This window comes from Streptomyces sp. NPDC002845 (genome assembly GCF_053591955.1).
In genome coordinates this window covers 91,207-117,626 of sequence record NZ_JBSFUU010000016.1, presented here as the reverse complement: position 1 = coordinate 117,626, position 26,420 = coordinate 91,207, and the positions used below count along the sequence as shown (strand labels likewise).

Here is a 26,420-nt window from a genome sequence, read left to right as displayed (position 1 = left end):
CCCGGGACCGAGCCCTCGCTCAGGGCTCACGTGTTTCCTTTGGGATCCGCAGTGATGTGTCGTCCGTTGGCCTCATGCCGGGTGTCCGGCGTCGGCGTCGTATGCGAGCGCGCAGATCGAATGCGTGACCTTCCCTCCCCCACCGGCCCCTCGGGTCCGGCGGGCAAGCGTCCGGAGGGACACGCTCACACGGGCCGGAGATCGCTGCCCCGCGCAGCCCACCGGCACCAGGGCGTGACGACGATCAGCACACCCTCCCCCGGACTTCGTCCGGGGAGACCCCCATCCGGCCGACACCGGCCACGAGGAGCGGCACTGGGCGCAGGCTTCCACCTGCACGCCCACGCCACCCCGCCACGATGGGAATCCCGTGCCAGACACTACGTCTGACATGGGATACCTAAGCTGATCAGAGACGCTGAGCCCTTGCCCGAGGCCGGTTCCTCGTCGGAGGCCAAGCCGCGCCCGTCCCCGTGTCGCCCGGCGGCAGCGCCTCCCCGCCGTCGGCCAGGGATTCCGCGCTGGAAGCCGTCCCCGTAGAGGGCGTTGCGGATGGTCGCTTCCGCTCCGGTGAGGTTGGTATGGGGTTCGTTGTAGGTGCTGCCCGCCGGATGCGCCCCTCGTACCGCTTCTCCAGCTCAAGGTTGCCCTTGAGCCGCCGGGCACGTTGGCGGAGACGTACGGCGAGCTGAGCGGACCCCCTCAGAAGCCTCCGTTGCGGGTCTCGGAGACGGAGTCCGCGGAGGTGGCGTTGACGTTGTAGCGGTCGCGGCCCGCGTCGCGCCTGCCCTGGTCGTGGTTGTACTGGAACTGGAGGACATACGTGCCGGGGTCGAGCGTGACGCCCGTCTTCAGTGTCACGACGTACGCCAGCTGGGTGCTGTCGGCGGCCTGGGCCACGTTCACCTTGTCGCCCAGGGAGCTCCAGAAGCCGGTGTGCTGCACACCGCCGGTCTGGATGACGCGCAGGACGACCTTGAACTCGGTGAGCGCCGTGGTGCTCTTGACGGTGATGGAGCTCTGGTCCCAGTAGTCGTTGGAGTCCGGGTCCACGTTTCCGTCGGCCCACAGGTAGTCCGTCGCCGGTTGCGACTGTGTGTCCTGGAACGGCGTGGAGGAACTCTGTCCTTCCTTGCCGCCGGTCGTCGTGCCGGTCGTGCCCGTGCCGCCGCTGGTGCCGGTCGTTCCTCCGGTGGCGTCGGCCGAGTCGGACTTCGCCGCGGACTGCTCCTGAGCCGACTGACCCGACCCACCCGACTGAGCCGCTCCCGCTCCGGCCCCGCCCGAGACGGGGACGTAGACGACCTCCGGGGCCGGCTTGTCGCCGTCCTCCTCCGGGGAAGGGCCGGCCGACGGCTGCTCGTCGTCACCGGAAGCGGGCTTCTCCTCCGTGGCCTCCTCGTCGGCCGCCGTGGTCACCGTGTCGGAGTCGCCGCCGCTCCAGTCGATGGCGGAGACGACCGTGGCGGACCCGGCGATCACCAGGACCGCGGCCGCGGAGCCGCCGACCGCCTTCCAGACCCGGCGGCCGGGCAGGAAACCACGGAGCGGAGTGCGTGCCTTCCGGGCGAACAGGTCGGCGAACCGGCCTTCCTGGTGATCGCCTTCCCGGCGGTCCGGGCGATCGGGCGTGTGCGGCATGGAGTCGGTCCTCACGGGGTCGTCCCTTGCGGGAAGCAGGTGGATGTGTGGTCGGAAGCACGTGGATGTGCGGTGCGGTCGTACGGGATCTGCGGGCTACGGGATCTGCGGTACCGGGCGTCCGGTCCTAAACGGCCTCAGGGATGTCCTCCGGCTTCAGCGTCATCACGTCGGACTCCGACGCCTGAGCCAGCTCGGCGACCCGGTACGCCTGACGCTCCGTCATCGCCTGGAACAGCTGGCGCGCCGTACGGCCGTTGCCGAACCCGCGGTCCCGGGGCATCGTGTCGAAGCGCGAGGTCAGCGCCTCGCGGGCGGCCGGGCTCAGCTCGTACTGGTGCTGTGCGGCCTGGTGCTCCACGATGGTGACCAGCTCGGCGCTGCCGTAGTCCTCGAAGAGCAGGGTGCGGTTGAAGCGCGAGGCCAGACCGGGGTTGGAGCGGACGAAGGCCTCCATCTCCTTGAGGTATCCGGCGACGATCACCACCACGTCGTCACGGTGGTCCTCCATCAGCTTCACCAGGGTGGCGACCGCCTCCTGGCCGAAGTCGTTGGACCCGGCGTACTGAGTGAGGGAGTACGCCTCGTCGATGAACAGCACCCCGCCCCGGGCCTGCTGGAACACGCGCGTGGTCTTGGGGCCGGTGTGGCCGACGTACTCGCCGACCAGCGCCGAGCGGTCGGCCTCCACCAGATGGCCGCGCTCCAGCAGGCCGACGGCGGCCAGGATGCGGCCGTAGAGCCGGGCGACGGTGGTCTTGCCGGTGCCCGGGTTGCCGGCGAAGACCAGGTGGCGGCTGAGCGGGGGAGGGGCGAGGCCCATCTCCTCGCGGCGGCGCACCATCTGCATGAGTTTCACCAGGGACGACACATCGTGCTTGACGCGGTCGAGACCGGCCAGTCCCTGGAGTTCGGCGAGCAGGTCGTCCAGGGTGTCCTCGGGCGGCGCCTCGGTCTCCCGCGCGGTGGTCCCGGTGCCCGCCGTGTCCGGGCCTCCGGCCGCCGACAGCGCCTGCTCGGCGCCGGTCGGCAGGGACGCGTTCTTCACGTCCCGGGACAGACAGTCGTCGAACACCGGCCGGGCGCCCTTCTCCAGGGCCACGTCCTCCTCGGTGTCGCGGACCAGGCAGCCGCGCAGCACGGGCGCGCCGCCGGCCGACACATGCAGCGCCGGGAACGCCGTACCGTCGCTGCCCGCCCCGGCGAAGACGCAGTCCTCGAAGGTGCCGCGGGCCTTCTCCCCGACGAACAGGCTGTTCTTCCCGGTGCGGGCCACCGTGACGGACCTGACCCGGGGCTCGGACTGCGGGCCCACGACCATGCCGGAGCCGGCCGCGTCCCGTACCGTGCAGCCCTCGACACTGGGGGTGGCGCGTTCGCCGATCACCAGGCCCGCCGTGCCGGTGCCGGTGATACGGCAGTCCCGCAGCACCGGCGCCGTCCCGGTCCCGCAGGAGATCCCGGACCGTTCGGCGTCCGCGACGTCGCACTCCTCCAGGACCACCGTCCCGGTCGACTCGGCGATGATCCCGGCCCGTCCGCGCACCACGGACAGACCGCGCATCCGCGCGTCCGCCTCGGTGTCGATCTGCACCCCGGACAGTCCGCAGTCCGTGATCCGGCCGCCCTCGACGGTGAGCCCGGCGCGGTCGGTGGCCCGGATGCCGTGCTCCGGCGTGGACCCGATACGGCACGAGGTGAGCGTCACCCGGGAGTCGTCGCAGGCGTGCACCGCGCTGAACGAGCACGACGTCAGGTCGCTCGTGCCCATGCGCACCTCGGAGCGGTCGCCCGCCAGCAGCCCGTTCGCGCCGCTGCCGGTCACCGACGTGCCCTCGGCGGACAGCCGGGCGGTGCCGCGGGCCACCAGACCCGAGCCGTGCGCCCGGTCCACCTGGCAGTCCACCAGCTCGGCCCGCCCGTCGCCCTCCGCGCTCACCCCGGGCCCCGAGCCGTCCCGCAGCCGGCAGTTCAGCAGCAGCACATCGCCCCCACCGGAGACGGCGACCCCGTCCGTGCCGGTGCGCAGCACCTCGCAGCCCGCGAGCAGCACCCCGCCGTCGGCGGTCTCCCGGCGCCGCGGCGCCCCCTCGGGACGCGGCGAGCTGCCTAGCACCCGTACACCCTCGGCGGCCGTCTCCTCCATCCGGCAGTCCAGCGCGGTCACCGCCGCGTCGTCCTCCACCAGCAGCCCGCTGCGGCCGGGGCCGGAGATCCGGCAGTCCCGCAGCACGGTCCGGGCCCTTCCACGGACGCGGACTCCGGACCCGGTGACCCGGCGCACCGTCAGTTCCGTGGCCTCCACGTCCGCCGAGGAGCCGACGACGACCCCCGTGCCGTCGACGTCCTCGACCACCACCCGCGTCAGCCGCGCCGAGCCCGTGGCGCCCGCGTGCACGGCGGCCAGCTCCGCCCCGGAGACCCGGCAGTCCGTCAGGCCGAGGGACGCGTCGCCGCCCGCCTCGACCCGGCCGCCGGAGACGTCACAGCCGTCCAGCTCCAGGCCGCCCCCGCTCACCAGCACGGCGGGCAGCCCCGGGTCCTGCCCGGTCAGGGCGAGGCCCTCGACCCGCACACCCGGCGCGGTGACCTCCAGTACGGGCCGTCCGGGGGACGCCGCCAGGAGCCGTACGGCATGCCGCGGCCCGTCCGGCCCGTTCCCGGGCAGCAGGCGCACCGTACGGTCGAGGGTGAGCAGCTCGACGTACTCGCCGGGGGCGATGTGGATCTCGTCGCCGTCGCGGGCGGCGCGCACGGCGGCGGCGATGCTGCGGTGGGCGCCGCGGCCCTTGGGGGCGACCCGGTGCACGGTGGCGGTGGGGATCACGGGAACTCCGATCCGTCGGTGAGCGACGAGAGTGACGAGGCGGCCGGGTCGGAAGCAGGCTGCTGCCCTGTTCCCGACTCCGTGGTGGGCGGGGGCGGGAACGAGCGGTTGGGCGTGGACAGGTCGTTGCCGCCCGCCTGGGCGATCCAGTAGTTGGTGTACCTGGCCAGGAAGGACTCGGTCCAGGTCATCCCCAGCTCGCCGAGGCCGCCCTTGTGGAAGACCCGGGCGCCGGTGGTGAGGTGGAAGGCGTTCCTGGCCAGACCGGTGGTGACACCGGAGAAGGCGTAGGAGCCGGCGCCCCACAGGCCGGCCAGGAGTGCGTCGGCGCCCTTGGTCTCGTGGCCGTTGACGCCGAAGACCGCCGCGCTGATGGCGTTGGCGACGAAGCCGTTCAGCGCGCTGGTGCCGATGCCCACGGTGTTGGCGTAGGTGGCGTTGCGCCAGCGGGTGGGCTTCTCCTGGGCGGCCCAGTCGGTGGCCCAGTCGTCGGTGTTGGAGTTCATGGACACCTTCGGGTGCGCGCCCCAGTCCCGCGCGCCCATGCTGTTCTTGAGGAAGCCCAGCGGGGTGCGGTTGTAGAGGACGTTGAGCCCGCCGTTGAAGGTGCCGCTGATCGTGCCGGTGAGCAGCGCCTTGTAGAAGTCCTCCAGCTTGACCTTGCCGTCGTTGGTGGCGGCGGTGACGGCCAGGCTGCTGGTGACGTCGGTGATGAAGCCGGTGCTGAACGTGGTGAGCGCGGCGCGCAGTTCGCGCTGCCACACCGGCATCTCGGCCGACACCCCCTCCCTGACCCCCTGGAACACCCCGTGCCAGGGGTCCTGGACCTCCCGCAGGAGACCCAGCGCCTCGATCTCGGCGCCGCGGAAGTCGGTCTCCCGGCCGATCAGCTTCCAGCCCCGGTCGCCCGCCAGGCCGACCTCGTCGCCCATCCTCGGCAGCGCCCCGGCCAGGTACTCGGGGAGCATCGCCGGACCCGAGGTGCTCCAGCGGCCGAAGGCGTCGGTCTTCCACACCCGCCCGGTGAAGGTGCGCTGCTCGACCAGGTGGCCGTCCTGGAACTCCCGCCACTGGCCCCACTGCTTGTCGACCTCGCGGTACCGGCCGGGGGTGCCGTCCACGGCGACCCGCTCGCGGAACACCTTGCCGAGGTCGTACTCCTTCCAGACCTCCGGGTTCACCCGGACCGTCGTGGGCGGCTCGAACTGGCGGGCCGCCTGGGCGAGCAGGTCGCGCAGGGAGCCGGTGGTGGTCAGGGCGGGGGCCCGCTCGGGGGTGACGATCTCGTAGTCGAACTCGCGGACCCGGCCGCCGCCCCGCTGCCTGACCGTCTGCCCGTCGACGAGGTCCCGCCAGCGCCCGCCCGCGAAGTCGTCGTAGACGCGGGTGCCCTCGGAGTGGACCGTGCCGTCGGCGGCGGTCTTCGTCCACTTCCAGCCGCCGTCGGGCTGCTTCACGGCGTCGACCCAGGAGCCCGCGACGTCGGTGGCGTTGCGTTCCCGGACCGGATTGCCGAGCCCGTCGAGGTCGACGAACGAGTCGTCCCAGGTCTTCGAGTAGAACGAGCCGCGGTTCTGCTTGCGGACGCCCTCGGCGACGACGGTGGCCGGGTCCTCGGTGGAGAAGGCCCGCCAGGTCCAGCTGGTGCGGTACGGGCTGCCGGACGACTCCACGACCTGGCCGCCGATCAGGTCCCGGCGGCCGGTGATGTGCTGCAGGGAGTTCCTGTCGACCCAGACGCCCGCGTTGTCGCGCACGGCCAGGTCCGCGGTGGAGGGAGCCTCGAAGAGGTACTCGCGGGTTCCCCGGCCCTCGCTGCGCAGCCGTACGCGGTCCACGCCCAGCTCGTCGGTGAAGACGTCCTTCCACTGCCCGGTGCCGTCGACGTGCCGGGTACCGGTGGTGCCGCTCGTCGTGTCCCGCCAGGACAGTTCGTACGAGCCGCCCTCCCGGTACTCCGGAAGAGGCGCCCACTGCTTCGGGTCCTCCAGGCTGCGCCCGACTTCGATGACGTTGCCGTTGTCCAGCTTGCGGGTCTCCCGCACGAAACGGCCGTACTGGTCGATGTCGACCCAGTTGGAGCCGGTCGGGTTGAGCCGGACGCCGGTCACCTGGGTGCCGTCGGCGGCGGTCTGGGTCCAGTGGCTGACCCGGTGCAGGGAGTCACCGGCGAACAGGTCGCGGAAGAAGCCGTCGAACGGGCTGCGGCCCGCGGCGCTCTTCCAGAGGAAGGCGGGCGGGCGCATGTCGGCGTACCGCTTGACGAGCAGGCTGCCGCCGTCGGCCAGCGTCTCCAGGCTCTCGATCTGGGCGTTGAACGCGCCGTACCCGGTGTAGGTGCCCGCGTCGGTCCGGCCCCCGGCGGGCGCGTGACCGGGCACCACCGCGTGCTCCTGGTACATCCGGGAGCCGTGCTCGCCGCCGAAGGGCCAGGTCCGGCCACGGCGCTGGGCCACCGTCTCCACGCCGGTGGCCGGGTCGAGGAAGGTGTCCCTGAAGCCGACGTGGTCCCAGCTCCAGTGCCGGGTGCCGGACAGCGACTCGGCGCCCACCTTGTCGAAGCGCTGCCAGGTCCAGTGGCCGTCCGCCCCCTTCTCGGCGCGGACCAGACCGCCGTCGATGCCCTTGGTGTACGTCCTGACGTCGCCGGAGTTGTTGATCGGGCGCCGCCAGGAACCGGTCGGCAGGTCGTGGAAGGTGCGCTGGTCCGGGTCCGCGATCCGCTCGCCGTGCCGGAAGGTGTTGCCGGGGCTGTCGAACTCGGTCCAGCGGGCGTGGCCGAAGCGGTCCCGGGAGAGGTGGAGGACGTTGCCGTTCCTGAACGTCTCGCGTTCGAAGAGGGTCACCTTGCCCGGCTGGGCGCCGGTCAGCCTGAACTGCCCGGTGGGGGACTTCTCCACGGCGGCGGTGTCGAAGCGGCCGGTGAGCGGGGTGCCGGAGACGTCGGTGCGGACGGCCGTGCCGGCGGCGTGGTCGATCTTCCAGTACTCGCCGGTGGGCACGCCGCCCTTGCCGCGGATGGCGACGGTCTCCTCCAGCAGGGTGCCGGACGGGTCGAACACCGTGCGCTCCAGCGGCTGGGCGCCCTTTCCGGTGGGGATCAGGGCGATCCGGCCGTCGTCCAGGAACTCCGTGCGCAGACCCGGGAGCGGATGGCCCGCCGAGTCCAGCACCTGCGGTACGCCGTCGGGGACGCCGGCGTCGAAGCGGAGGACGCCCCGGTCGCCGGGCAGTTGGACGTCCCGGAGGACCTGCACGCCCTCGGGGCCGTAGTGCCGGCTCGTGGTGCCCGCCGCGTCGGTGACGGTGAAGCCGCCGCGCAGTTCGTGCGGTGCGGTCGGGGCCAGGTCGGTGACGGTGAAGGTGCGTGTGCCGCCCACGAAGTCGAGCGAACTCGGCGTCCACGGCCCGCCGTCCACCGCACGGCCGGTCATCCCGAGCTTCAGCCCGTCCAGGTCGCTCGGGCCGCCCCGCAGGAACACCTCCTGGTAGAGCAGCTCGCGGTTCGGGCCGAAGCCCAGGGTCACGTCCGACGGGTTGTGGACGACGGTGTAGCGGCTGCCGCCGGGGCCGCCGTGCGGTGTCGGCGTGACGGTGAAGTCGCCGAGGACACGGCCTGCGCCGCCCTGGCCCACGGACTGGAGGTCGTCGAGGCGGGTCGCCAGCGGCAGGTTGAGGTAGTCGCCGAGGGTGGTGACGGCCTGTTGCCGCAGCGCCAGACGGGTCTCGCCGGTCAGGTTCCGCAGCTGGTCGTTGAGGTGCTCCGGGCGCAGGCCGAACCGGTTCAGGTCTGCGGCCGCGTCGTCGGCGAGCCGATGTACGGCGGGGACGTCCAGCGACTGGACGACGTGGGAGTCGGGCTCCAGGAAGTCCATGGCCCGCCCGATGTCCGACAGGTCGGCCGGCGTGCCCTCGGGGAGGGTGCGGAGGCCCGACGCCTCGTCGAGCGTACGGTCGAAGACGCGCGCCAGATCGATGCTGCCCAGGACGCCGTCCTCGGGGCCGGAGGTGAGGCGTTCGCCCGCCCTGATGCCGTCGTCGAGGTCGTCGAGGTCGTCGAGCCGGATCGGCGGGGTGTCGGGTGCGGCTCCCTCGGTGAAGCGCAGGAATCCGGAGCCGTCCTCGGCCGGCAGGTCGCGGAAGGCGAGGCGGCCGGTGTGGTCGAAGTGGAACCGGGAGCCGGTGACCGTGTCGGTGAGGGTGACGCCGCCGGGCAGCCGCGCGGCGAGGGTGCCGCCGGTCGGGGTGACCGTGATGGAGCGGGCGGCGCCGGCGGGGCCGAGCAGATCGACCGTGCGTCCCGTTCCGTCCGCTCCGGGACCGATCGTCACACGGAGCCGCAGTCCGGCCGGCAGCCCCTCGGCCACGAGGGCGGTCTCGCGCCCGAGGAAGCGGCCCTCCGGGCCGAACGTGAACCGGGTGGTGCCGGTCGGGTCGATGACGGCGAACCTGCCGCTGTCGCCGAGCAGTTCGACCGTGAAGTCCGACGCGCGCACCTGCCCGGCCCCGCCGGGGGTGCGGTCGACCAGTTCCAGCCGGTACGAGCCCTGCGGTGCCGCGTCGGCCGCGGGCAGGCGCGTCAGCCGCACGTCGAAGTCCGCCAGCTCGTCCACACCGGACAAGGGCAGGGGGTTCAGTTCGTCGAGGTGCAGAGGGGGTCCGTCCGGGCCCGGCCCGGTGAGGCCGGTCGGTTCGTCCGCGCGGGAGAGCGACCCGTCCAGTGCAGACAGGGGTTCATCGTCCATCCGTCTGAGGCGGTCGAGGCGTGCCTGGAGGTCCGCCAGGTCGAAGTCCGACGACATGTCGCTGAGTTCCGAGAGCGAGTCGGTGCGCGGCGAGTCCGGACCCATGAGGCGGTCCAGTTCGGCGGGGGACAGGGGCTCTCCCTCCGCGCCCAGCCTGGTCCAGAGTTCGTCGAAGCGCGCCCGGGCGTCCGCCGGACCGACGTCCGGCAGGCTGCCGAGTTCGTCGAGCCGGACCGGCGGGGTGCCGGGCGCGGCTCCCTCGGTGAAGCGGAGGAAACCGGAGCCGTCCGGTGCGGGCAGGTCCCGGACGGCGAGGCGGATGCCCGCGTCGAAGTGGAAGCGGCTGCCGGTGGCCGTGCTGAGGGTGAAACCGTTCGGCAGCCGCCCGGCCAGCGAGCTGTCCACCGAGGTGAGCCGGAAGGATCCGGTGAGGTGCGACGGGCCGGTCAGTTCGACCACCTTGGTCGTGGTCCCGCCCGCGCCCGGGGTGATCGTCACCTTGACGCCCAGGCCGGACGGGCCGTCGAGGCCCGGCAGGGTCAGCGGCAGCTCCTGCTGACGCAGCAGGCCGCCGGGTTCGAACCGCCACACCCCCGTGAGACCGTCCGTGCCCGGCATGGGCACCCGCACGGTCAGCTCGCTCAGCGCGCCGGTCGCGTCCCGGACCGGTGTCACGGAAGCACCCCGGAGGGGAACTCCGTCCCGGCCGACCACCTGCGGCATCGGACTGAGGGCGTCGTCGGTGAAGCGAAGAGCGAAGTCGGTGCCGGAGAGCGGCAGTTCCCGGTACTCCAGGTTCCCCAGGGCATCGAACTGCCAGCGCACACCGCCCTGCGGGCCGGTGGCGGTGAATCCGCCGCCCTCGCGGACGGTGACCGGGGCATCCGGCAGCCGCACGGGGCCGCCCGGGGCGGTGAAGTCCAGCACCTCGACCCGGACCGACGCCGGGGCGGCATCGGTCGCCGGAATCTCCGTGACCCGCAGCCGCAGCCCCGTCAGTTCGTCCAGCCCGGACAGCGGCACCTCCCGGACCGCGGAGACCGGGGAGGCAGGCGAGACCGGCGAGTCGAGGAGCTGCCTGAGGGCGGTGGCGCCGCTCAGGTCCACCATCGGAGCCTGCGTGATCCGCTGCAGAGGAGCCACCGGCACATCCGGGCCGCCGACGAGCGACACCGGCCGCCCCAGCTCGTCGGGCAGCGGCCCCGCGCCGACGTGGGGGGTCACGGGCGGAGCAGAGGAGACGGCGGAGGCGGGCGGCTCGACGAAGACGGGCCTCGCGGTGATCTCCTGCCAGGTCCGCGGGTGGTGCAGGCTGATCCACTCGGACTTGTGACGGGCCGCCGCCGTCCTGAGGATCCAGTCGGCGTCCCTGTTCTGATAAATCCGCGCCGCGTTCGGATCCTTGGGGAACTCCGCGCGGTACCAGTCCGCGAACGCGTCCTTGTTCTCCGGCCCGGAGACAAACTTGTTGATCTTCTGGACCGCGGCCGCCCTGTTGCTCCCCAGCTCCGCCAAGGGGTCACTCACCACGACGACCGGGGCCTTCTCCGTCGGTACGACGCCCTTCAGCTGGTCCGGGACGGACCGGAACTCGAACAGCAGAGCTCTTTCCCCGCCGATGGTGGCGTTGTTGATGCCGCGTCCAGCCACCTCGTTGCCGTTCAGGATGTACTGCTTGACCGCTTTCCAGATGGACTCGTCACCGATGGCGGGGGTCTCGCGGAGGAGCTTCAGCGTCATGGCGCGGTCGCCGGGCGACAGGGAGTCGAGGACCAGGCTCGGCCTGGTCCGGGGCAGCACACCCCACTCGTTCTTCACGACCGGATCGGTCAGCCCGCGGTACGGCGCCGCTCCGGCCCAGTCCTCGATGGCGATGCCGTGCCTGTTCACCAGGTCGGACGTGAAGTCGATGACGGACTTCACATAGGTGTACGCGTTCTCCACCCGCACGGGCGCGTCGAGCGTCTCCCTGGAGAGCGCAGTCCGCAGCGCGTCGTCGTTCCGGAAGGCGGGCTTGTACCAGTGGGCGTTGTCCGCCAGCACCTTCAACTCGTTCGTGACGCTGCTGCCGAAGTCCACGGCCCTGATGCCGATGGTCGCCTGCTGCCCGGTGGGCGGCATGGAGACGGAGGACAGCTCGTCGAGTTGCAGGCCGGTCCCGGCCGCGATGACGTGCCGGTCGTTCGTCACCCGCAACGCGAAGCGCCCGTCAGGGCTGATCATCGACTCGAGCGGCTTGTGATTGTGGACGCCGAGCCGGTCCTTGAAGACGTCGAGCAGGAACTGCGTGGCGTCGTTGCGGGTGCCGATCGCCACCTCGTCGCCCAACCGCGAAGGATAGGTGACCAGTTCCACGGTGTGCGTCTTCCAGTTGCCGCGCTGCGCCATCGTGAGCTGCGCGGGGTTCTGGTACCCACCCTTGCTCATGTCCTTCGTGACCAGGACCAGAGGTTCGTCCGTGCCGACCTTCGACACAAAGGCGAAGGTTCTGTCCGCGCTCTCCGGAAGAGCGACGACGAACCCGCTGAGTTCGCTCTCCGTACCGATGGAGGGAGCCGGGAAGGACGTCTCGAATCCCGGTGCCACGGCCCGCGCGGGCCGTGGCACCGGCGGTACGTCGGGCACGTGCAGCTGGGGAGCGGCGGGAACCGGCGGCGGGGCGACGCGGGGAGGGGCGGGAACGGGCGGCGGGGCGGGAGCCGGCGGCGGAGCGACCCGGGGTGGGGCCGGGACGGTCAGGCCCTCCACGGTCACGCGCTCGCCGGCCGAACCCAGTCCGGTGAGATCCGTGGCGGCGTCGTCCAGGACGGTGTTCCCGGGGACGGCGGTGAGCGGGAGGCGCTCGGACAGGGGGCCGCCGAGGGCGTCGAGGTTCGTCGGCGGGCCCACGGTCGTCTCCGGCGGCGTCCCCCCGGACGTGTCCAGCCGTATCGGCGGCGTCCCGTCCACCGGAAGCTCCACGAACCGGCCGCCCCTGTCGAAGACGAACCGGGCGCCGGTCGCCGTGTCCGTCACCGTGAACCCGCCGGGCAGCCGCTGGGCCAGGCTTCCCTCCAGCCGTCCGACGGAGAAGGCACCGTCGCCCAGCCCCGGCACGGTCAACCGGAACGACGGCAGCACCCCGCCGCCCGGCAGCTGCGTGAACGTCGTGGTCAGCCGCGCCCCGGCCGGCGGACCGTCGGTGAGGCCGGACAGCGCCACGTCCTCCGACAGCCGCGTACCGTCCAGGTCGAACCGGCCGACCCAGGAGCCGTCCGGCGTCTGTATCCGCGCACCGGTGACCACGCCCAGCGCGCCCGTCACCGGCTCGACCACCACCACACGGCCTGACAGCGGCAGCCCGTCCATGCCGACCACCCGGGGCATCGTGCCCGGAGCCGGGTTGGCGTCGAACCGGAGGAAGCTGTCCCCGAGCGGAGTCCGGATGTCGCGGAACTGAAGGACGTCGTCCGCGCTGAACACCAGGCGTACGTCCCCCGCCGGGTCGGCGAACGCGAATCCGCCGCCTTCCAGCGGCGTCCGTTCCCACTCCGTCCGTAGGCTCGGCACCCCGGTGAACTGCTGTGGATCCAGCCGCACCGTATCGATCCGGGGCGCGGGGGCGTCGAAGCGGTTCAGCCGGAGCAGGCCGTCGCCGAGCGCGGGCCTGCCGTCCGCGCCGAACCTGGCGACGACGCCGTCGGGCGCGGTGACGGTGAAGACGCCGTCGACCATCTCCACCTTGACGTCGGGGACGACCCCGGAGTCCGTCCTCAGGACCCAGTTGATGTTCTGCCCGGGCTCCATGGTGATCCACTGACCGGTGGGCCGCCCGAGGTCGTCCAGCAGCCGCAGTTCACCGGTGGGCAGAGTGGCCGCCGGACCGTCCACGCGGGCCGTCATCACCGTGATGTCCCGGCGGACCGTGTCCAGGTTCATCCCGAGCCGGTCGAACTCGATACGGGCCCTGTTGAAGTCCAGCTGCGCGGCGCTCAGGTCCAGCTCGGCCTTGGCACGGCCCAGCGGCGGTACGTCGGTCAGCTCGGTGACCTCGGTGAGCCTGCGGCCGGCGGTGTCCAGCTGGAACTGGGCGGACTGCGTACGGATCCAGGCCTGGAAGCGGTCAGTGGCGAGCTTGCCGGTCGCTCCGCCCGTGATGATGTCCCGCAGGGTCAGGGGGGTGAACGAGGGGTTCGTCGTGACCGGCGCCGCGACGAGGTCCGTCCGGCCCGGACCCAGACCGATCAGTTCGCGTGCGGTGCGCGAGCCGTCGGTGGTGTCGGGGATCAGGCGGGTGAGGTCGTCGAGTCTGATGCCGAGGTCCTCCAGGCGGCCGGGGCCCGTCGTCGAGCTCAGGGTGGGGACCCGGGTGTCGGCCGGGCCGAGGACGTCGACCCTCACCCCGTCCTTCATCTGGACCCGCACGTCCACCGGGTCGGTCTTCCCGACGCGCAGGACCACCCCGTCCGGGGTGACGTTCACCAGGTCGATCTCGCCGTCGAGGACCTGGCGCAGCTGGAACTCGTTCAGGCCTCCGAGCCTGCCGTCGATGCTCAGGTCCGCCAGGTCCGTCAGGTCGTCGAGCGGCTTGAGCAGCCCGGTCGGGGTGCGCTCCAGGCCCGTCAGGGTGTCCAGGTCCCGCAGTTGGTCGACCGCGTTCCGCGGCGGCAGGGTGACGGGCGCCCCGGGGGCGATCGGCGCGCCGAACTCGTCGAACTGGTTGAACGGGTCGAACGTGGTGAGCGTGGTGCGCAGCCGCGAGGACATGAGCTCGTCGCCCAGTCGGCCGTTCACGGTGTTCAGTACGCTGAGCCGCTGTCCGCCGGGGGCTGTGCCGACCGGCAGCCCCACCGTGTCGAGGGGGTCCAGGTTGGTCAGCCTGCTCCCCAGATCGTCGAGACGGCCCGAGAACTGGATGGGCCTCGCGCCGGTCAGGGAGCTGAATCCCCGCGTACCGGGTGCCGTGACCGGCGTCACCGTGATGTCGGCCAGCTCGTCGAGGGTGTTGTTGAACTCCGGAGTCCCGGGAACGGCGAATTTGTCGGCGTCCCTGTCACCCACCGGCCGCAGGTTTCCGCTCGGGTTGCGGCCCTTGCCGGTCAGCCCCGCGAGGTCGCCGCCGAGGGTGCCCGCCCTGGTGACCGTGCTGCCCCGCGAGCCCCAGTGCAGGCCGCGCTCCAGGAAGCCCATGCGGAAGGCACCCCTGTAGCCGAACCGGGCGATCTCCGAGTACCTCATAGGCAGGAGCGCGGACACCGTGAGCCGGCCCATGCTCATGATCGTGAAGACGCCCACACGCAGGGCCATGTTGCCGCCGACGAACGCGGTGGACTGATAGAAGTCGCGGATCAGCGCGGACCGGCCCTGCTGCCAGCTGCTCCGGACGAATCCGCCCATGTACCTCAGGGTGGACGCCACCATCCCGGGTGCCTTGGAGATGACCCGGGGCAGACTCGACAGCCCGCTGACGGTCCGGCTGCCGAACCCCCCGGCGAACCTGACCAGGCCCTGGCCGGTCACGCTGAGGAGTCTGCCGGGCGAGGACAACAGTCTGCCGCCGCTCCGGAGCAGCAGGCGCCCGCTCGCGCCCATGGCGCCCCGCAGGGCCTTCCCTCCCGACGTGAGCAGCCGGGCCAGCCCGCCGACGGTGGTGAGGCCCTTGGTCGACGGGAACAGGATGCCCAGGAAAGCCAGGCCCAGGCTGAGGGCGTTGCCGTTGCCCGAGGCGTAGTCGACCAGGGCCTTGATGAAGAGCACCACGCCCAGTCCGAAGGCCACCAGCCCCAGCGGGCCCGTAAAGACGATCGCGAGGAGGGTGAGCACCAGCGTGACGATCTCCAGGACCTTGAAGAAGGTCGAGACGAACCTCTTCCAGAAGCTCTTCTTCACCTTCTTGATGGGCCGCGACACCAGGCGGGCCGCCTCGTACAGCGTGTCCTCGAGGATCTTCGCCTCGGCTCGGGCGGAGCCGACCTCGGCGTCCACGTCACCCCGCGCTCTGGTCAGCTCCGGATCGTCCGCGGCCAGTGGCTCCCCACCAATCCGCTCCAGTGCAGCGACCGTGTCCGCGGCGTTCTCCGCCCCGTCCTGCGCTTCCCCGAGGGCCCACGCGTACCGGGCCGTGGCCGTGGCCGCCATGTCGAAGGAACGGTTGACATTGGCCATGAACGTCTTGAGTTCGTTCTTGACGTACTTGCGCAGAGCGTCGGCGGTCTGCCCTTCGAAGCCTCCGTCCTCGGCCTTCGCCAGCAGGGAGTCGAGGCCGCGGCTGACCCGGCCGGCCAGATCACTGAGCTCGCGCAGCTCTTTGGCGATGCCGTCGACGACGCCCGGGTTTCCCGTCACCGGATTTCCGGAGTGTCCGACTCTGCTCCACTCGTCGGAGGTGGCCAAGGAATCCTCCACGGGGTCCAGGACTTGAGGTCGCACGGATGTGTCAGCGTCCTGGTGACGTAGTCCGGAGGACCGGCAGTTCACTGGCGTGACGTACGCCACAGTGGGTGCGGCGCGGTGCGGCGCGGTGCGGTGCGGCGGCCCATCCCGGTTTCAGCGCGCGAGAGGGAGTGCCGCGGTACGCAAGGCAGACGTACCGGGACGGACCGAGAGTTCACAAGAGTGACGCACGCCACAGTCTTTGCTGGTCGGTGCGCCGCGGTCGAAAATCTCTTTGAACCATCCGGACCCGCGTCTTCGTCTACAGGGCGACCCGACACCGACGGCCTCGGCGCAGCACAGACCGCTCCGCAACGGCTTCCCGAGGAAACGGCTTCCCGAAGAAAGGGCGGAACAAAATGGTTCGTATTTCCTACGACTACGACCTGATGACCGTCCTCGCGCGCCATCTGTGGCACCTCCGCGATGAGCTGGACGTCACCTCGCAGACGGACAAGACGTTCGCCGCGGGGGACATCGGCCCCCGCCGGGAGACGGCCGAGGCGCTGGAGGACTTCTACGGCGCCTGGCAGAAGTCGTTCCGTGACGCGTGGCAGGTCATGACGGACCTCGGGGATCTCCTCGACCGGGCGGGCAAGGCCTTCTACGACCAGGACGCGTCCCTCGCCGCCGGCGCGGCTCAGCAGATCACCGACTCGGTCCGGGGGGATGCCCGCCGGCAGAACGAGACGTACAACCAGCGGTTGAACGATCTGCGGCGCGGGGAGAAGATCAGGACCCTGGAGGGCCACTACAAGGTCGAGCAGGCACGCCTGAAGAAGGAACGGGACGCACTGCAGGTCAAGCAGCGGAAGATCGACGAACGGCTGGGGGACCAGCAGAAGCGGCAGGAAGCCCTCGACAAGGAGCACGAGGAGCTGAGCAAGAAGCAGGAGCCCCTGCTGAAGGTGCAGGAGGAGCTCCAGCTCAAGCAGCAGCGGCTCCAGCAGGAGGAGAAGGATCTCCTGGCGGAGCGGGAGGCAGAGCTCCAGGCGAAGCGGGCGGAGCTGCAGAAGGAGTACGACGCCCTGCGCGAGGGCGCGGAGCCCCTGGCGAAGGAGCAGGAGGAGATCCTGCGGAAGCAGCAGGAGATCTGGCGGGACGAGAAGGCCCTCCGTGAGGAACTGGACGCGGCCTTCCAGAAGAAGGCCGATGCCCTGGAGCTGGATCAGCAGGCCTACGACACCAAGCAGGGCGCCCTGGATGACAGACAGGATGCCTTGTGGCGGGAGCGGGACGCCCTGCTGAGCAGGGGGAACGTCACCCGGGCGGAGATCGACGCCTGGCAGGGCAGACAGGACGCCCTGCAGAAGGAACGGGACGACCTGTGGGAGACGGAGGGCAAGGGGCTGGAGCAGCGGTGGGACGCCTTGGAGCAGGAACAGAAGGACCAGCAGAAGGCGTTCGATCCGTTCCGTGAGCGGCAGCGGGAGCTGGACGAGGAGCGCAAGGCTCTGGTCGGCAGACAGGAGCCTCTGACCGAGAGACAGGCCGAACTGCTGAAGAAGCAGGAGGACCTGCGGGCCCTGGAACTGTCCACGCAGCAGGAAGTCGAAGACACCGTGCGGAAGGCCCGGGAGGATCTGGACGCGCAACGGGAGGACCTGCAGAAACAGCAGGCTCCCCTGGACAAGGAGTGGAAGGACCTCCGGACCCGGCAGGAGGACCTGTGGCAGGACCAGGTGGAGGCCGAGGAAGACCAGGCAGCGCTGCGCAAAGAGGAGGAGCCCCTGCAGAAGAGGCAGGAGCACCTCCAGAAGTACGTCGGCGAGAAGTACGACGAACTGCGCGACTACAAGTGGGACCCGGAGAGCGGCGAGGGCGACCCGCTGCTGAGAAGGCGCGATGGGCCGGACGATCTGGGAGGTCCGGCCTATGTGCCGAACGGCCACACGATCGAGGACGACAACAGCACCACGACGGTCTCGTACGAGCTCGACGAGAACTATGAGATCAAGCTCGACAAGAACGGCGAGCCCGTCGAGACGACGACCACCGTCACCAACAAGAACACGGGGCTGACCTACTCCGAGACGTACCGTCGGCTGCCGTCGGGCGACGACGACTCCGTGACGACGATCCGGAACTCGGACGGTTCCGTCACCAAGATCTATACGGATGGGCCGGTGCGCTGGGTCACCGACGAGACCGGCAAGGACACCCTCCAGATCTGGGTCCAGCGGGACGGCGAGTGGGTGCTCACCATGGACAAGGAGACCTACTTCAACTCGCCGGCCGGCAAGGAGGATGCCCAGCAGCAGCTGGACAGGCCTCCCGCGTATCTCGCGGTGGAGAACCCGCTCGTCGGCCCGGACGGCCGCCCGGCCGGCTCCTACTCCGAGGGAGAGACGACCCAGTTGCAGGACGGCGTCACCCGGACCAACTACACGGACTCCGACGGTTCCGTCCTGAAGGTCGTCACGATCTATAGCGAGAACGAGTTTGGACGGCGCCTCGTCGTCGGCGCGAACAACGAGATCGAGGAGATCTGGCTCAGGCGCGAGGACGGGACCTGGTACCTGAAGGATTCCACCGCCCAGCACGAGCGCTACAGCAACCTGGGTCCTACTTTTGGGTACCTCCACGAGCCCTGGCGCTGACCCCACGTGGGGCGGCGGCCCGTCCCGCGCCTCCCCACCCCCCAAAGCTCCCTGCGCGCATCTCTTCCGGCGCCGCCGGGTCTGTCGCGTACCGAACCGACCGGTGCGCGGCCAGCAGTACCACCATCACCCTGTGCTCCGGCCGGTCGTGACCGGACGCACGGCAACAGAAAACGAGGTGCACCATGCCCAAGAACGTCATCGACGATGAGGAAATCGAGAGCACTGCCAAGAAGCTCGACTCCGCCGTCAGCGACACGCTGGTCCCCCAGCTGACCTCCCTGCAGGGTGAGGTCGAGAACCTTCTTCAGGGCGGCATGCTGCTGACCGCGACCAGCCCGAAGATGCAGGCGTCCTACGCCAACTTCAACAAGTCGTTGACCGAAGCCGTCAACAACATCACCCAGTTCTCCAAGCAGTTCCGGGACATCGCCAACGCCGTCAACAACCTGGACAGCCAGATCGCCGGCGGCATCCCCAGCTGATCCCGGTCCACCCCGAGCAGGGGCGCCGGCCGGATTCCCCCCTCCGGCCGACCCCTGACCCGCAGGGGCGCCGGCCCATCACTCCCCCCAGGGCCGGCGCCCCTGCCTTGTGCTTTCCCACAAGCCGAGCTGTCGTTCAGCTGTCATTTGTCTCAGAGGACGCTCAGCCGGATCTCGTTCTCATCAGTAACCTCAGGTTCCCCTCAGGAACCCTTGAAACTTCCAGAACCCCTCATAGACTCCCACCTCAAGTGAACCTCCCCTTCCACTCGTGAAGCGTGAGGGCACCTCGGGTACCCGTGCTCAGCCCTGCCCAGCTCACGCCGCATACGCGGCGCCCGACCCGGACCGGCTCAAGTCGCTGCCGGTCCTGGGGGAACCTATGAGAACGACCACGCCAAGCCCCGCTCCGGCCGCGAGCCCTCCCGACGCCGACAGAGCCACGCCCCCCGGCGACGGATCCATCCGCAGGCTCTACGAAGAACATCGCGGTCCGCTGCTGCGCTATGTGTCCGGTCTGCTGCGCGGCGACCGGCAGCGTGCCGAGGACTTCGTCCAGGAGACGCTGGTACGCGCCTGGCTGAGCACGACGGACCAGCCGCCGGACTGGACGCCCTCCCGGGCCTGGCTCATGAGGGTGGCGCACAACCTGGTGATCGACTGGTCCCGGCGCGAGCGGCCACACGCCGAGATCCAGCACGAACACACACTGGAGAAACACGTCGACCCCGTGGACCCGATGCGCCAGGCCGTCCAGCGCCGCTTCCTGGTCCACGCCCTCTCCCGGCTCTCGCACCCCCACCGCGAAGTGCTCTTCTACGTCTACGTCCTCGGCTGCACCGGTTCCGACGCCGCGAGCGCCCTGGGCATACCGCCGGGAACGGTGAAGTCCCGGACCCATCACGCGATACGGGAGCTGCGCCGCCGGCACCCACAGCACGTACGGACGGCGGCATGACCACGACAGCCACGACGGGCCCCGACGGCCCGGCTGCGCCCGACCTGACCGCACCCGACCTCGCGACTCCCGGCACGCCGATGCGGGGCACGACACGCTCCGACCTCGCGCCTCCCGGCACGCCGGGATCGGGTCCGACGGCCTCTGCCTTCGCTGCTCCCGGACTGAACGGCTCAGGCCCCACCACCGCCGACCTGACCGGTCTCGACCTCGCCGCCACCGGCACGACCAGCCCCGCCCCCACGACCCCTGCCACGCCGGGATCGGGCCCGGCGGCCCCCGACTTCGCCCCTCCCGAGCTGAACGGCTCAGGCCCCACCACCGCCGACCTGACCTCTCCCGGCGCTCCCGGCACTCCCGGCGTGATCAGCCCGTACGCGGTGCATGGATCGGCCCTCTCTGTCATCGCGCTGGGGAAGCCCAACGACTCGCTGCTCACGGTCATCATCGTGGCCGTGGTGGTCCTGCTGCTGCTCTTTCTGCTGCTGAGGCATGTGATCCGCAAGCGGGGCGGCTGGCGGCGCTTCCGGCGGCGCGTCGGTCGTGAGCTGACCCTGACCCGGAGGGCGTTCGGCGAGCCGCTGCGGGCCTATCGGCGCCATCGCCGCGGCGTGCGCGCCCTGGCCCGTCAGCTGGCCGCCCCCCGTAACGGCCTGCTCGTCCGACGGCTGCTGGACGCCGCCGGAGGGGCCCTGGCCGACGCACCCGGGGCCGTGCCCTACGCCGTACGGACGGAACCCGGCCGCGCCGCCGTGCAGATCGCCGCACGCCGGCTGCCCGAGCCGCCCGCTCCCTGGGAGACCTCCGACGAGACAGGCCCGCAGCGCTGGGAGCTTCCCTTGGCGGAGGAGGACACGCTGCCGGAGGCCAGGCCCCGGTCCGGTACGCACGCCCGTCCGCTGCCGGTCGCCGTCGGCATGGCGGACCACGCCTGTGTCCACCTCGACCTGGCCGCCGGCCCCCGGCTGATCACCGTCGAGGGTGACCTCGGGGCCCGGACCCGGCTGCTCCAGGCGCTGGCCGCCCAGCTGGACCGGCCCGGCAGCGGAGCCTCGGTCATCGTCGCGGACGGGGTCCATCCGCAGCACCGGGGGCAGCGGCTCGACACGGCGCTGCGGGAGTTGGAGGCGGCCGCCTCGGAACCCGAGGGGATCGCCGAGGCCCGAGAGCCCGGAGAGCCCGGAGAGATCGGGCAGGCCCGAGGAACCGGCGAGAGCGGCGGGATCGGGGAATCCGGCCGCGCCGCCACGACCGTGGTCGTCTGCGCCGCCCCGAGCCCGGAGCAGGCACGGCGGCTGAGTGCCCTCGCCGCCTCGGGTGCCGTCGTCTGCCTGGCCGACGGCCGGGTGGCGGGGCACAGCTGGGCCCTCCGGGTCGACGCACGCGGCCGGGTGGTGGCGCCGGAGCTGGGGCTGGACGCGGACTCCGCGCCGCTGGGCATAGCCGTCGCGGCCGCGGTCCGGGCGGACCGCCGCCGGTTGCGCCGTGAGGCGAGCCCGCGCCGGGGTACGGCGACACCGCGACGGCCGCGCTCTCAGGGACCGGGCTCCCCGGAACGTCGGGCGCGGGAACTCCAGGAGTCCCGGTCGCGCCAGGAAGCCGACGACCTCCAGGAGACCCGCCAGGAACCCACCCCCCGGACCACCGCCACCGCGACGGCCCCGCCCCGGACCACCACCGGCCCCGACCTGCTCGCCGAACCGGACGCCGCCCGAGAACGCACCACCGCGGCCTCCTCCGGCAGGCGCGAGGACTGAGCGACCCCGGGGAAGTCCAGGCACGCCCCCACGCCGCCCGGTGCGTGCTCTCGCCGCACCGAGAGCACGTACCCGCGCTTCCCCGGACCCGCTTGGACGGCGTCACAGCGTCACAGCGTCACGGCGTCACGGCGTCGGAGGGCCGCCCCGCATCCCGCATCTCGAACCCTCGAAGCGCCCGACGGCCCTCCACCACGCACCGCAAGCACCCCCGCACCACAAGCACCGCACAAGCACCGCCCCGAACCACCCACCCCGCCGAACCACCCCCAAGGGGAGAAGTGAAACTCCTCATCACCACCGTCGCCGACGGCGACGCCACCGGCCGCCAGGACGTCCTGCTCAGCGCGTCCGCCGGCACCCCCGTCGAGGACGTCGCCGCGCACCTGGCTCAACTGCGCACCGGCGACACCGACAAGACCGGGGCCCCGCCGCCCACAGCGGGACCGGCCCCGGCCTGCTACCTGGGCGACGAGCCCCTCGCCCCCGGCACCCCGCTGGCCGGCACCGCCCTCATGGACGGCAGCGTCGTCGCCCTCGGCGCCCCGCAGCCACCGGCCGCCACCGCCTACGGCCCCGAGCGCGCCGCCATGCCGCAGCCGCACCGGGTGGACCACTCACCGGTGGTCGAACTCCAGGTGGTGGGCGGCCCGGACGCCGGCCGGGTGCACCCGCTCGGCCTCGGCACCCACGGCATCGGCCCGCTGGAGGACGCTGCCGTACCCCTCGAAGGCCGCGGCATGCCGAGCGAGGGCATCCGGGTCACCGTGCGCCCGGACGGATCAACCATCGTGGAGCTCCCCGAAGGCGGCCCGGCCAAGCTGTCCGTACCGGAGCCGCCGGAGCACCGGGGCAGGCCCAACACTCCGCTGCTGCCCCTCGCGGAGCAGGACGAGGAAGACGCCGAGGCCGACGCGCCGGAGGACGCCGCTGTCGACAGCGCGGAACTCCCCGACGGCTGGGCGCTCTGGTCTGTCGACGCGGAGCTGTCCGTCGGCGCGTACCTGCTGCGGCTGGCCGAACCGACCCCCCGGGACGCGGCGGTGGTGCCGTCCGAGGGCGGGGGCGGCCTGGACTACAACCGGCCGCCGCGCATCCTGCCGCACCTGGCCCCCGAGCGCTTCCGGCTGCCCGGACCGCCCGATCCCCCCGGGCGCAGGCCGATTCCGCTGCTGGTGGCCCTCGCCCCGATGGTGATGGGCGTCGGCATGATGCTCTTCTGGAACTCGTACTTCTACCTGATGTTCATGTTCCTGTCGCCGGTGCTGGTGGCCGCGAACTACATCACCGGGCGACGGCAGGCACGCAAGGACTACGAGGAGAAGTCCCGCGTCTACCGGCAGCGCCGCGCCTCGCTGGAGGAGGACGTCCGGCAGAAGGTCGCCACCGAGCGGCGGCTGCGCACCGAGAGCGCGCCCGACCCGGCGGTGGCCGGACTGTGGGCGGTCGGCCCCGGCCGCCGGCTGTGGGAACGGCGCCGCGGCGACCCCGACCACCTGGCCCTGCGCATCGGCACCGCCCCGCAGCCGTCCCTGCTCGGCATCGACGACACCGCCCGCGAGGACAACCACACCGCCGTGCACTGGACGATCCCGGACGCCCCGGTCAGCGTCGACCTGGTCGACTGCGGTGTGGTCGGCCTGGCCGGTGCGGCGGGACCGGTCCAGGCCCTGGCCCGCTGGATGACGGCCCAGGCCGCGGTCCTGCACACCCCGCGCGACCTGCGGATCGTCGTCCTCACCGACAAGGCCTCGCAGGATTCCTGGCACTGGGCCCGCTGGCTCCCGCACTCCCGGGACGGCCTGCCCGGCACCCGCGTCGGCGCCGTCACCCTGATCGGCAACGACCCGGAGACGGTGGCCAACCGCGTGGCCGAACTGGTCTCCACCCTGCGCACCCGCCAGCGGGCCGCCGAGTCCACCATGAGCAAGGCGCTGCTGAGCGAACCGGACGTGTTGGTGGTGATGGACGGGGCGCGGCGCCTGCGCGACGTACCCGGCGTGGTCCCGATCCTCAAGGAGGGCCCCGCGGTCCGGATCTTCCCGCTCTGCCTGGACCAGGAGGAACGGCTCCTGCCCGAGGAATGCACCGCCGTGGTCCGCCACGAGGACCACCGGCTGATCCTGCGCCGTACCGGACAGCCCGACATCCCCGGCATCCGGCCGGACCTGGTCGAGCCCGACTGGTGCGAACGCGTGGCCCGGGGCGTCGCCCCGATCCGCGACGTCACCCCGGACGCCTCCGAGGGCCTGCCCACCAAGGTGGGACTCCTCGACCTGCTGGGGCTGCCGCAGCCGAGCGCCGAGCTGGTCGCCGCACGCTGGACACAGCGGCCCGCGTCCACCGGCGTCCTGCTGGGCGCCGGCTACGACGGTCCGGCCTCCTTCGACCTCGTGAAGGACGGTCCGCACGGCCTGGTGGCGGGGACCACCGGATCAGGCAAGTCCGAACTGCTGCAGACCTTCGTGGCCGCGCTCGCCGCGGTCAACCGGCCGGACGAACTCACCTTCGTCCTGGTCGACTACAAGGGCGGCAGCGCCTTCAAGGACTGCGTGGACCTGCCGCACACCCTCGGCATGGTCACCGACCTCGACAGCCACCTGGTGCAGCGCGCGCTGACCTCGCTCGGGGCCGAACTGACCCGCCGCGAGCACGTCCTGGCCGAGGCCGGCGCCAAGGACCTGCCCGAGTACCAGGGCATGCGCCGCCGCAACCCCGGGCTGCTGCCCGTGCCCCGGCTGGTGATCGTCATCGACGAGTTCGCCACCCTCTACCGGGAGATCCCGGACTTCATCCCCGGCCTGGTGAGCATCGCCCAGCGCGGCCGTTCCCTGGGCATCCATCTGATCCTGGCCACTCAGCGCCCGGCCGGAGTGGTCAACTCCGACATCCGGGCCAACACCAATCTGCGGATCGCGCTGCGCGTCACCGATGCCTCGGAGAGCCAGGACGTCATCGACAGCAAGGACGCCGTCAGCATCTCCGCGGCCACCCCCGGCCGCGCCCTCGCCCGCCTCGGCCACGGCACGGTCGTCCCCTTCCAGACCGCCTTCGCCGGAACACCCCGGCCCGGCGTGAAGCCGCCCACGGAGGCCCCGGGGGCCGTGGAGGCGAACGCGCCCCAGGAACAGCGGCCCGCCGAGGAACCCCGGATCTGGGGGACCGAACTCCACTGGCAGCGCCTCGGCCGCGCCGTCGGCCCGCCCGGCACGGCCGAGGGGGAGCCGGACGGCGACACGGCCGAGGGCACGGCGGACGACGAGGTTCCCACCGACCTCAACGCGCTGGTGGAGGCGCTGTCCGAGGCGGCGGAACTCGCCGGGTGCGCCCCGCAGCCCAGCCCCTGGCTGCCGGCCCTCGGGCAGAACGTCCTGATCGACGACCTGCCGCAGCCCGAGGAACCCGGCGGCGCCCGCCTGGCCCCCGTCTCCTGGGGCATGTCGGACCTGCCCGAAGCACAGGCACAGCTCCCCGTCCGCCTGGACTTCGCCGAGTTCGGACACCTGTACGTCATCGGCATCCCGCGCTCCGGCCGCTCCCAGGTGCTGCGCACCATGGCCGGAGCACTGGCCCAAGGCCATCCCAGCGCCGATGTCCACCTCTACGGCATCGACTTCGCCGGCGGCGCGCTGTCGGCCCTGGGGGTGCTGCCCAACTGCGGCGCGGTCGTCCCGCGCGGTGACATCGAGCGGCTGGAGCGGCTGCTCGCCCGACTCGACGCGGAGGTGGAACGGCGCCAGGAACTCCTCACGGAGCAGCACGCCAGCAACCTCACCGAGCTGCGCGGGATGGTGGATGCCGGTGCCCGCCCGGCGCACATCATGCTGTTCATCGACGGCTGGGACGCGTTGATCGAGGCCGTCGCCGACCACAACGGCGGCCGCCTGGTGGAGCAGCTCAACCGGCTGCTGAGAGAGGGCGCCGCCATGGGCCTGCATGTCGTCGCCACCTCCGAACGCGCACTGCTGTCCGGACGGGCCACCGCGCTCAACGACAACAAGCTGCTGCTGCGCCTGAACGACCGGACCGACTACCACGTCGTCGGCAAGCGCTCGCGTGACATGCCCGACATCATCCAGCCCGGCCGGGGCTGGACCTCCGACGGCGGCACCGAGATCCAGGTGGCACTTCTCGCCCCCGGCGCCGGCGGCCAGGAGCAGGCCGAGGCCCTGCGCCGGATCGGCGCCGAGGCGACCCGCCGCGACGCCGGACTCCCCGCGGAACGCAGGCCCGCCCGCATCGGCACGCTGCCGGTGAAGGTGACCTTCACCGACGCCTACGAGAAGGTGGCCGACGCATTCCGCCGACCGATGTGGGGCCTGCTGGGCCTCGGCGGCGACGAGGTGTCCCCGGTGGGCGTGGACTTCGGGGACACCTCACCGACCTTCTCGGTCGTCGGCCCTCCCGGCTCCGGCCGGAGCACCACCCTGGCGTCACTGGCGGTCACGCTGCTCGCCTCCGGCACCCGGCTGGTGATCCTCGCCCCCCGGGAGTCGCCGCTGCGTGCCCTCGAAAACCATCCGGGAGTACGGCTGATCACCGCCACGGAGCCCACGGTCGAGGAGTTCACCGAGGCACTGGAGTCCGGCAGCGGCCCCCGGGTGGTCGTCGTGGACGACGCCGATCTGTTCGTCCTGCCGGACATCGACCAGAACCTGCGCTCCCTGGCCCAGTCCGGCAGGGACCGCGGCATCGGCATCGTCATCGCCGCCACCGCCGAGACCATGACGGGGGCCATGGGCTGGCTCAGCGCACTGAAACGGCACCGCAAGGGCGTCCTCCTCGGCCCGCAGAGCGTCCTGGAGGGCGACTTCATCGGCGCCCGCCTGGCCCACGCCCACCTGCGCGGCCGCAAGCCCGGCCGGGCCCTCACCGTCGACCCGCGCTCCGGGGAACTGATCAACGTACAGATCCCGGAGACCGTGCTCGACGCCGTGGACGGCCAGGACTGACGGGCCCCTGCCGCTCCGCACACCGCCGACCGGTGCGGAGCGGC

At 71.8% G+C, this 26,420-nt stretch carries 8 protein-coding genes; 5 read left to right on the top strand and 3 right to left on the bottom strand.

What is annotated here, in order from left to right:
* Positions 1-702: 702 nt before the first annotated feature.
* The 3 genes from ACWD3C_RS14380 to ACWD3C_RS14370 form a co-directional block, all read right to left on the bottom strand.
* The gene (locus tag ACWD3C_RS14380) at positions 703-1,641 is read right to left on the bottom strand and encodes a hypothetical protein (RefSeq protein ID WP_451143624.1); all 939 of its coding nucleotides are present in this window, start codon (positions 1,639-1,641) and stop codon (positions 703-705) included.
* Between the two features lie 127 nt (positions 1,642-1,768).
* Positions 1,769-4,468 (bottom strand): right-handed parallel beta-helix repeat-containing protein, encoded by a 2,700-nt coding sequence (locus ACWD3C_RS14375; protein WP_451143622.1) that lies wholly within the window; start codon positions 4,466-4,468, stop codon positions 1,769-1,771.
* On the bottom strand, positions 4,465-15,585 hold the full coding sequence (locus tag ACWD3C_RS14370) for an actin cross-linking domain-containing toxin (RefSeq protein WP_451143620.1): 11,121 nt from the start codon (positions 15,583-15,585) through the stop codon (positions 4,465-4,467). The genes ACWD3C_RS14375 and ACWD3C_RS14370 overlap by 4 nt, the downstream gene beginning before the upstream one ends.
* Positions 15,586-15,983: 398 nt before the next feature.
* On the opposite strand from ACWD3C_RS14370, the gene ACWD3C_RS14365 reads away from it, so the two are divergent.
* The 5 genes from ACWD3C_RS14365 (at position 15,984) to ACWD3C_RS14345 (ending at position 26,376) form a co-directional block, all read left to right on the top strand.
* Positions 15,984-18,224 carry a hypothetical protein gene (locus ACWD3C_RS14365; RefSeq protein WP_451143618.1) on the top strand — a complete coding sequence of 747 codons (2,241 nt, stop codon included), beginning with the start codon at positions 15,984-15,986 and terminating at the stop codon, positions 18,222-18,224.
* A gap of 185 nt (positions 18,225-18,409) precedes the next feature.
* Positions 18,410-18,709 (top strand): hypothetical protein, encoded by a 300-nt coding sequence (locus ACWD3C_RS14360; protein WP_451143616.1) that lies wholly within the window; start codon positions 18,410-18,412, stop codon positions 18,707-18,709.
* 382 nt (positions 18,710-19,091) lie between these two features.
* The gene (locus ACWD3C_RS14355; RefSeq protein WP_451143614.1) at positions 19,092-19,667 is read left to right on the top strand and encodes a sigma-70 family RNA polymerase sigma factor; all 576 of its coding nucleotides are present in this window, start codon (positions 19,092-19,094) and stop codon (positions 19,665-19,667) included.
* On the top strand, positions 19,664-21,424 hold the full coding sequence (locus ACWD3C_RS14350; RefSeq protein ID WP_451143612.1) for a hypothetical protein: 1,761 nt from the start codon (positions 19,664-19,666) through the stop codon (positions 21,422-21,424). The genes ACWD3C_RS14355 and ACWD3C_RS14350 overlap by 4 nt, the downstream gene beginning before the upstream one ends.
* A 281-nt stretch (positions 21,425-21,705) precedes the next feature.
* Complete coding sequence (locus tag ACWD3C_RS14345) at positions 21,706-26,376, top strand: FtsK/SpoIIIE domain-containing protein (RefSeq protein WP_451143610.1); 4,671 nt, start codon at positions 21,706-21,708, stop codon at positions 26,374-26,376.
* Positions 26,377-26,420 lie beyond the last annotated feature (44 nt).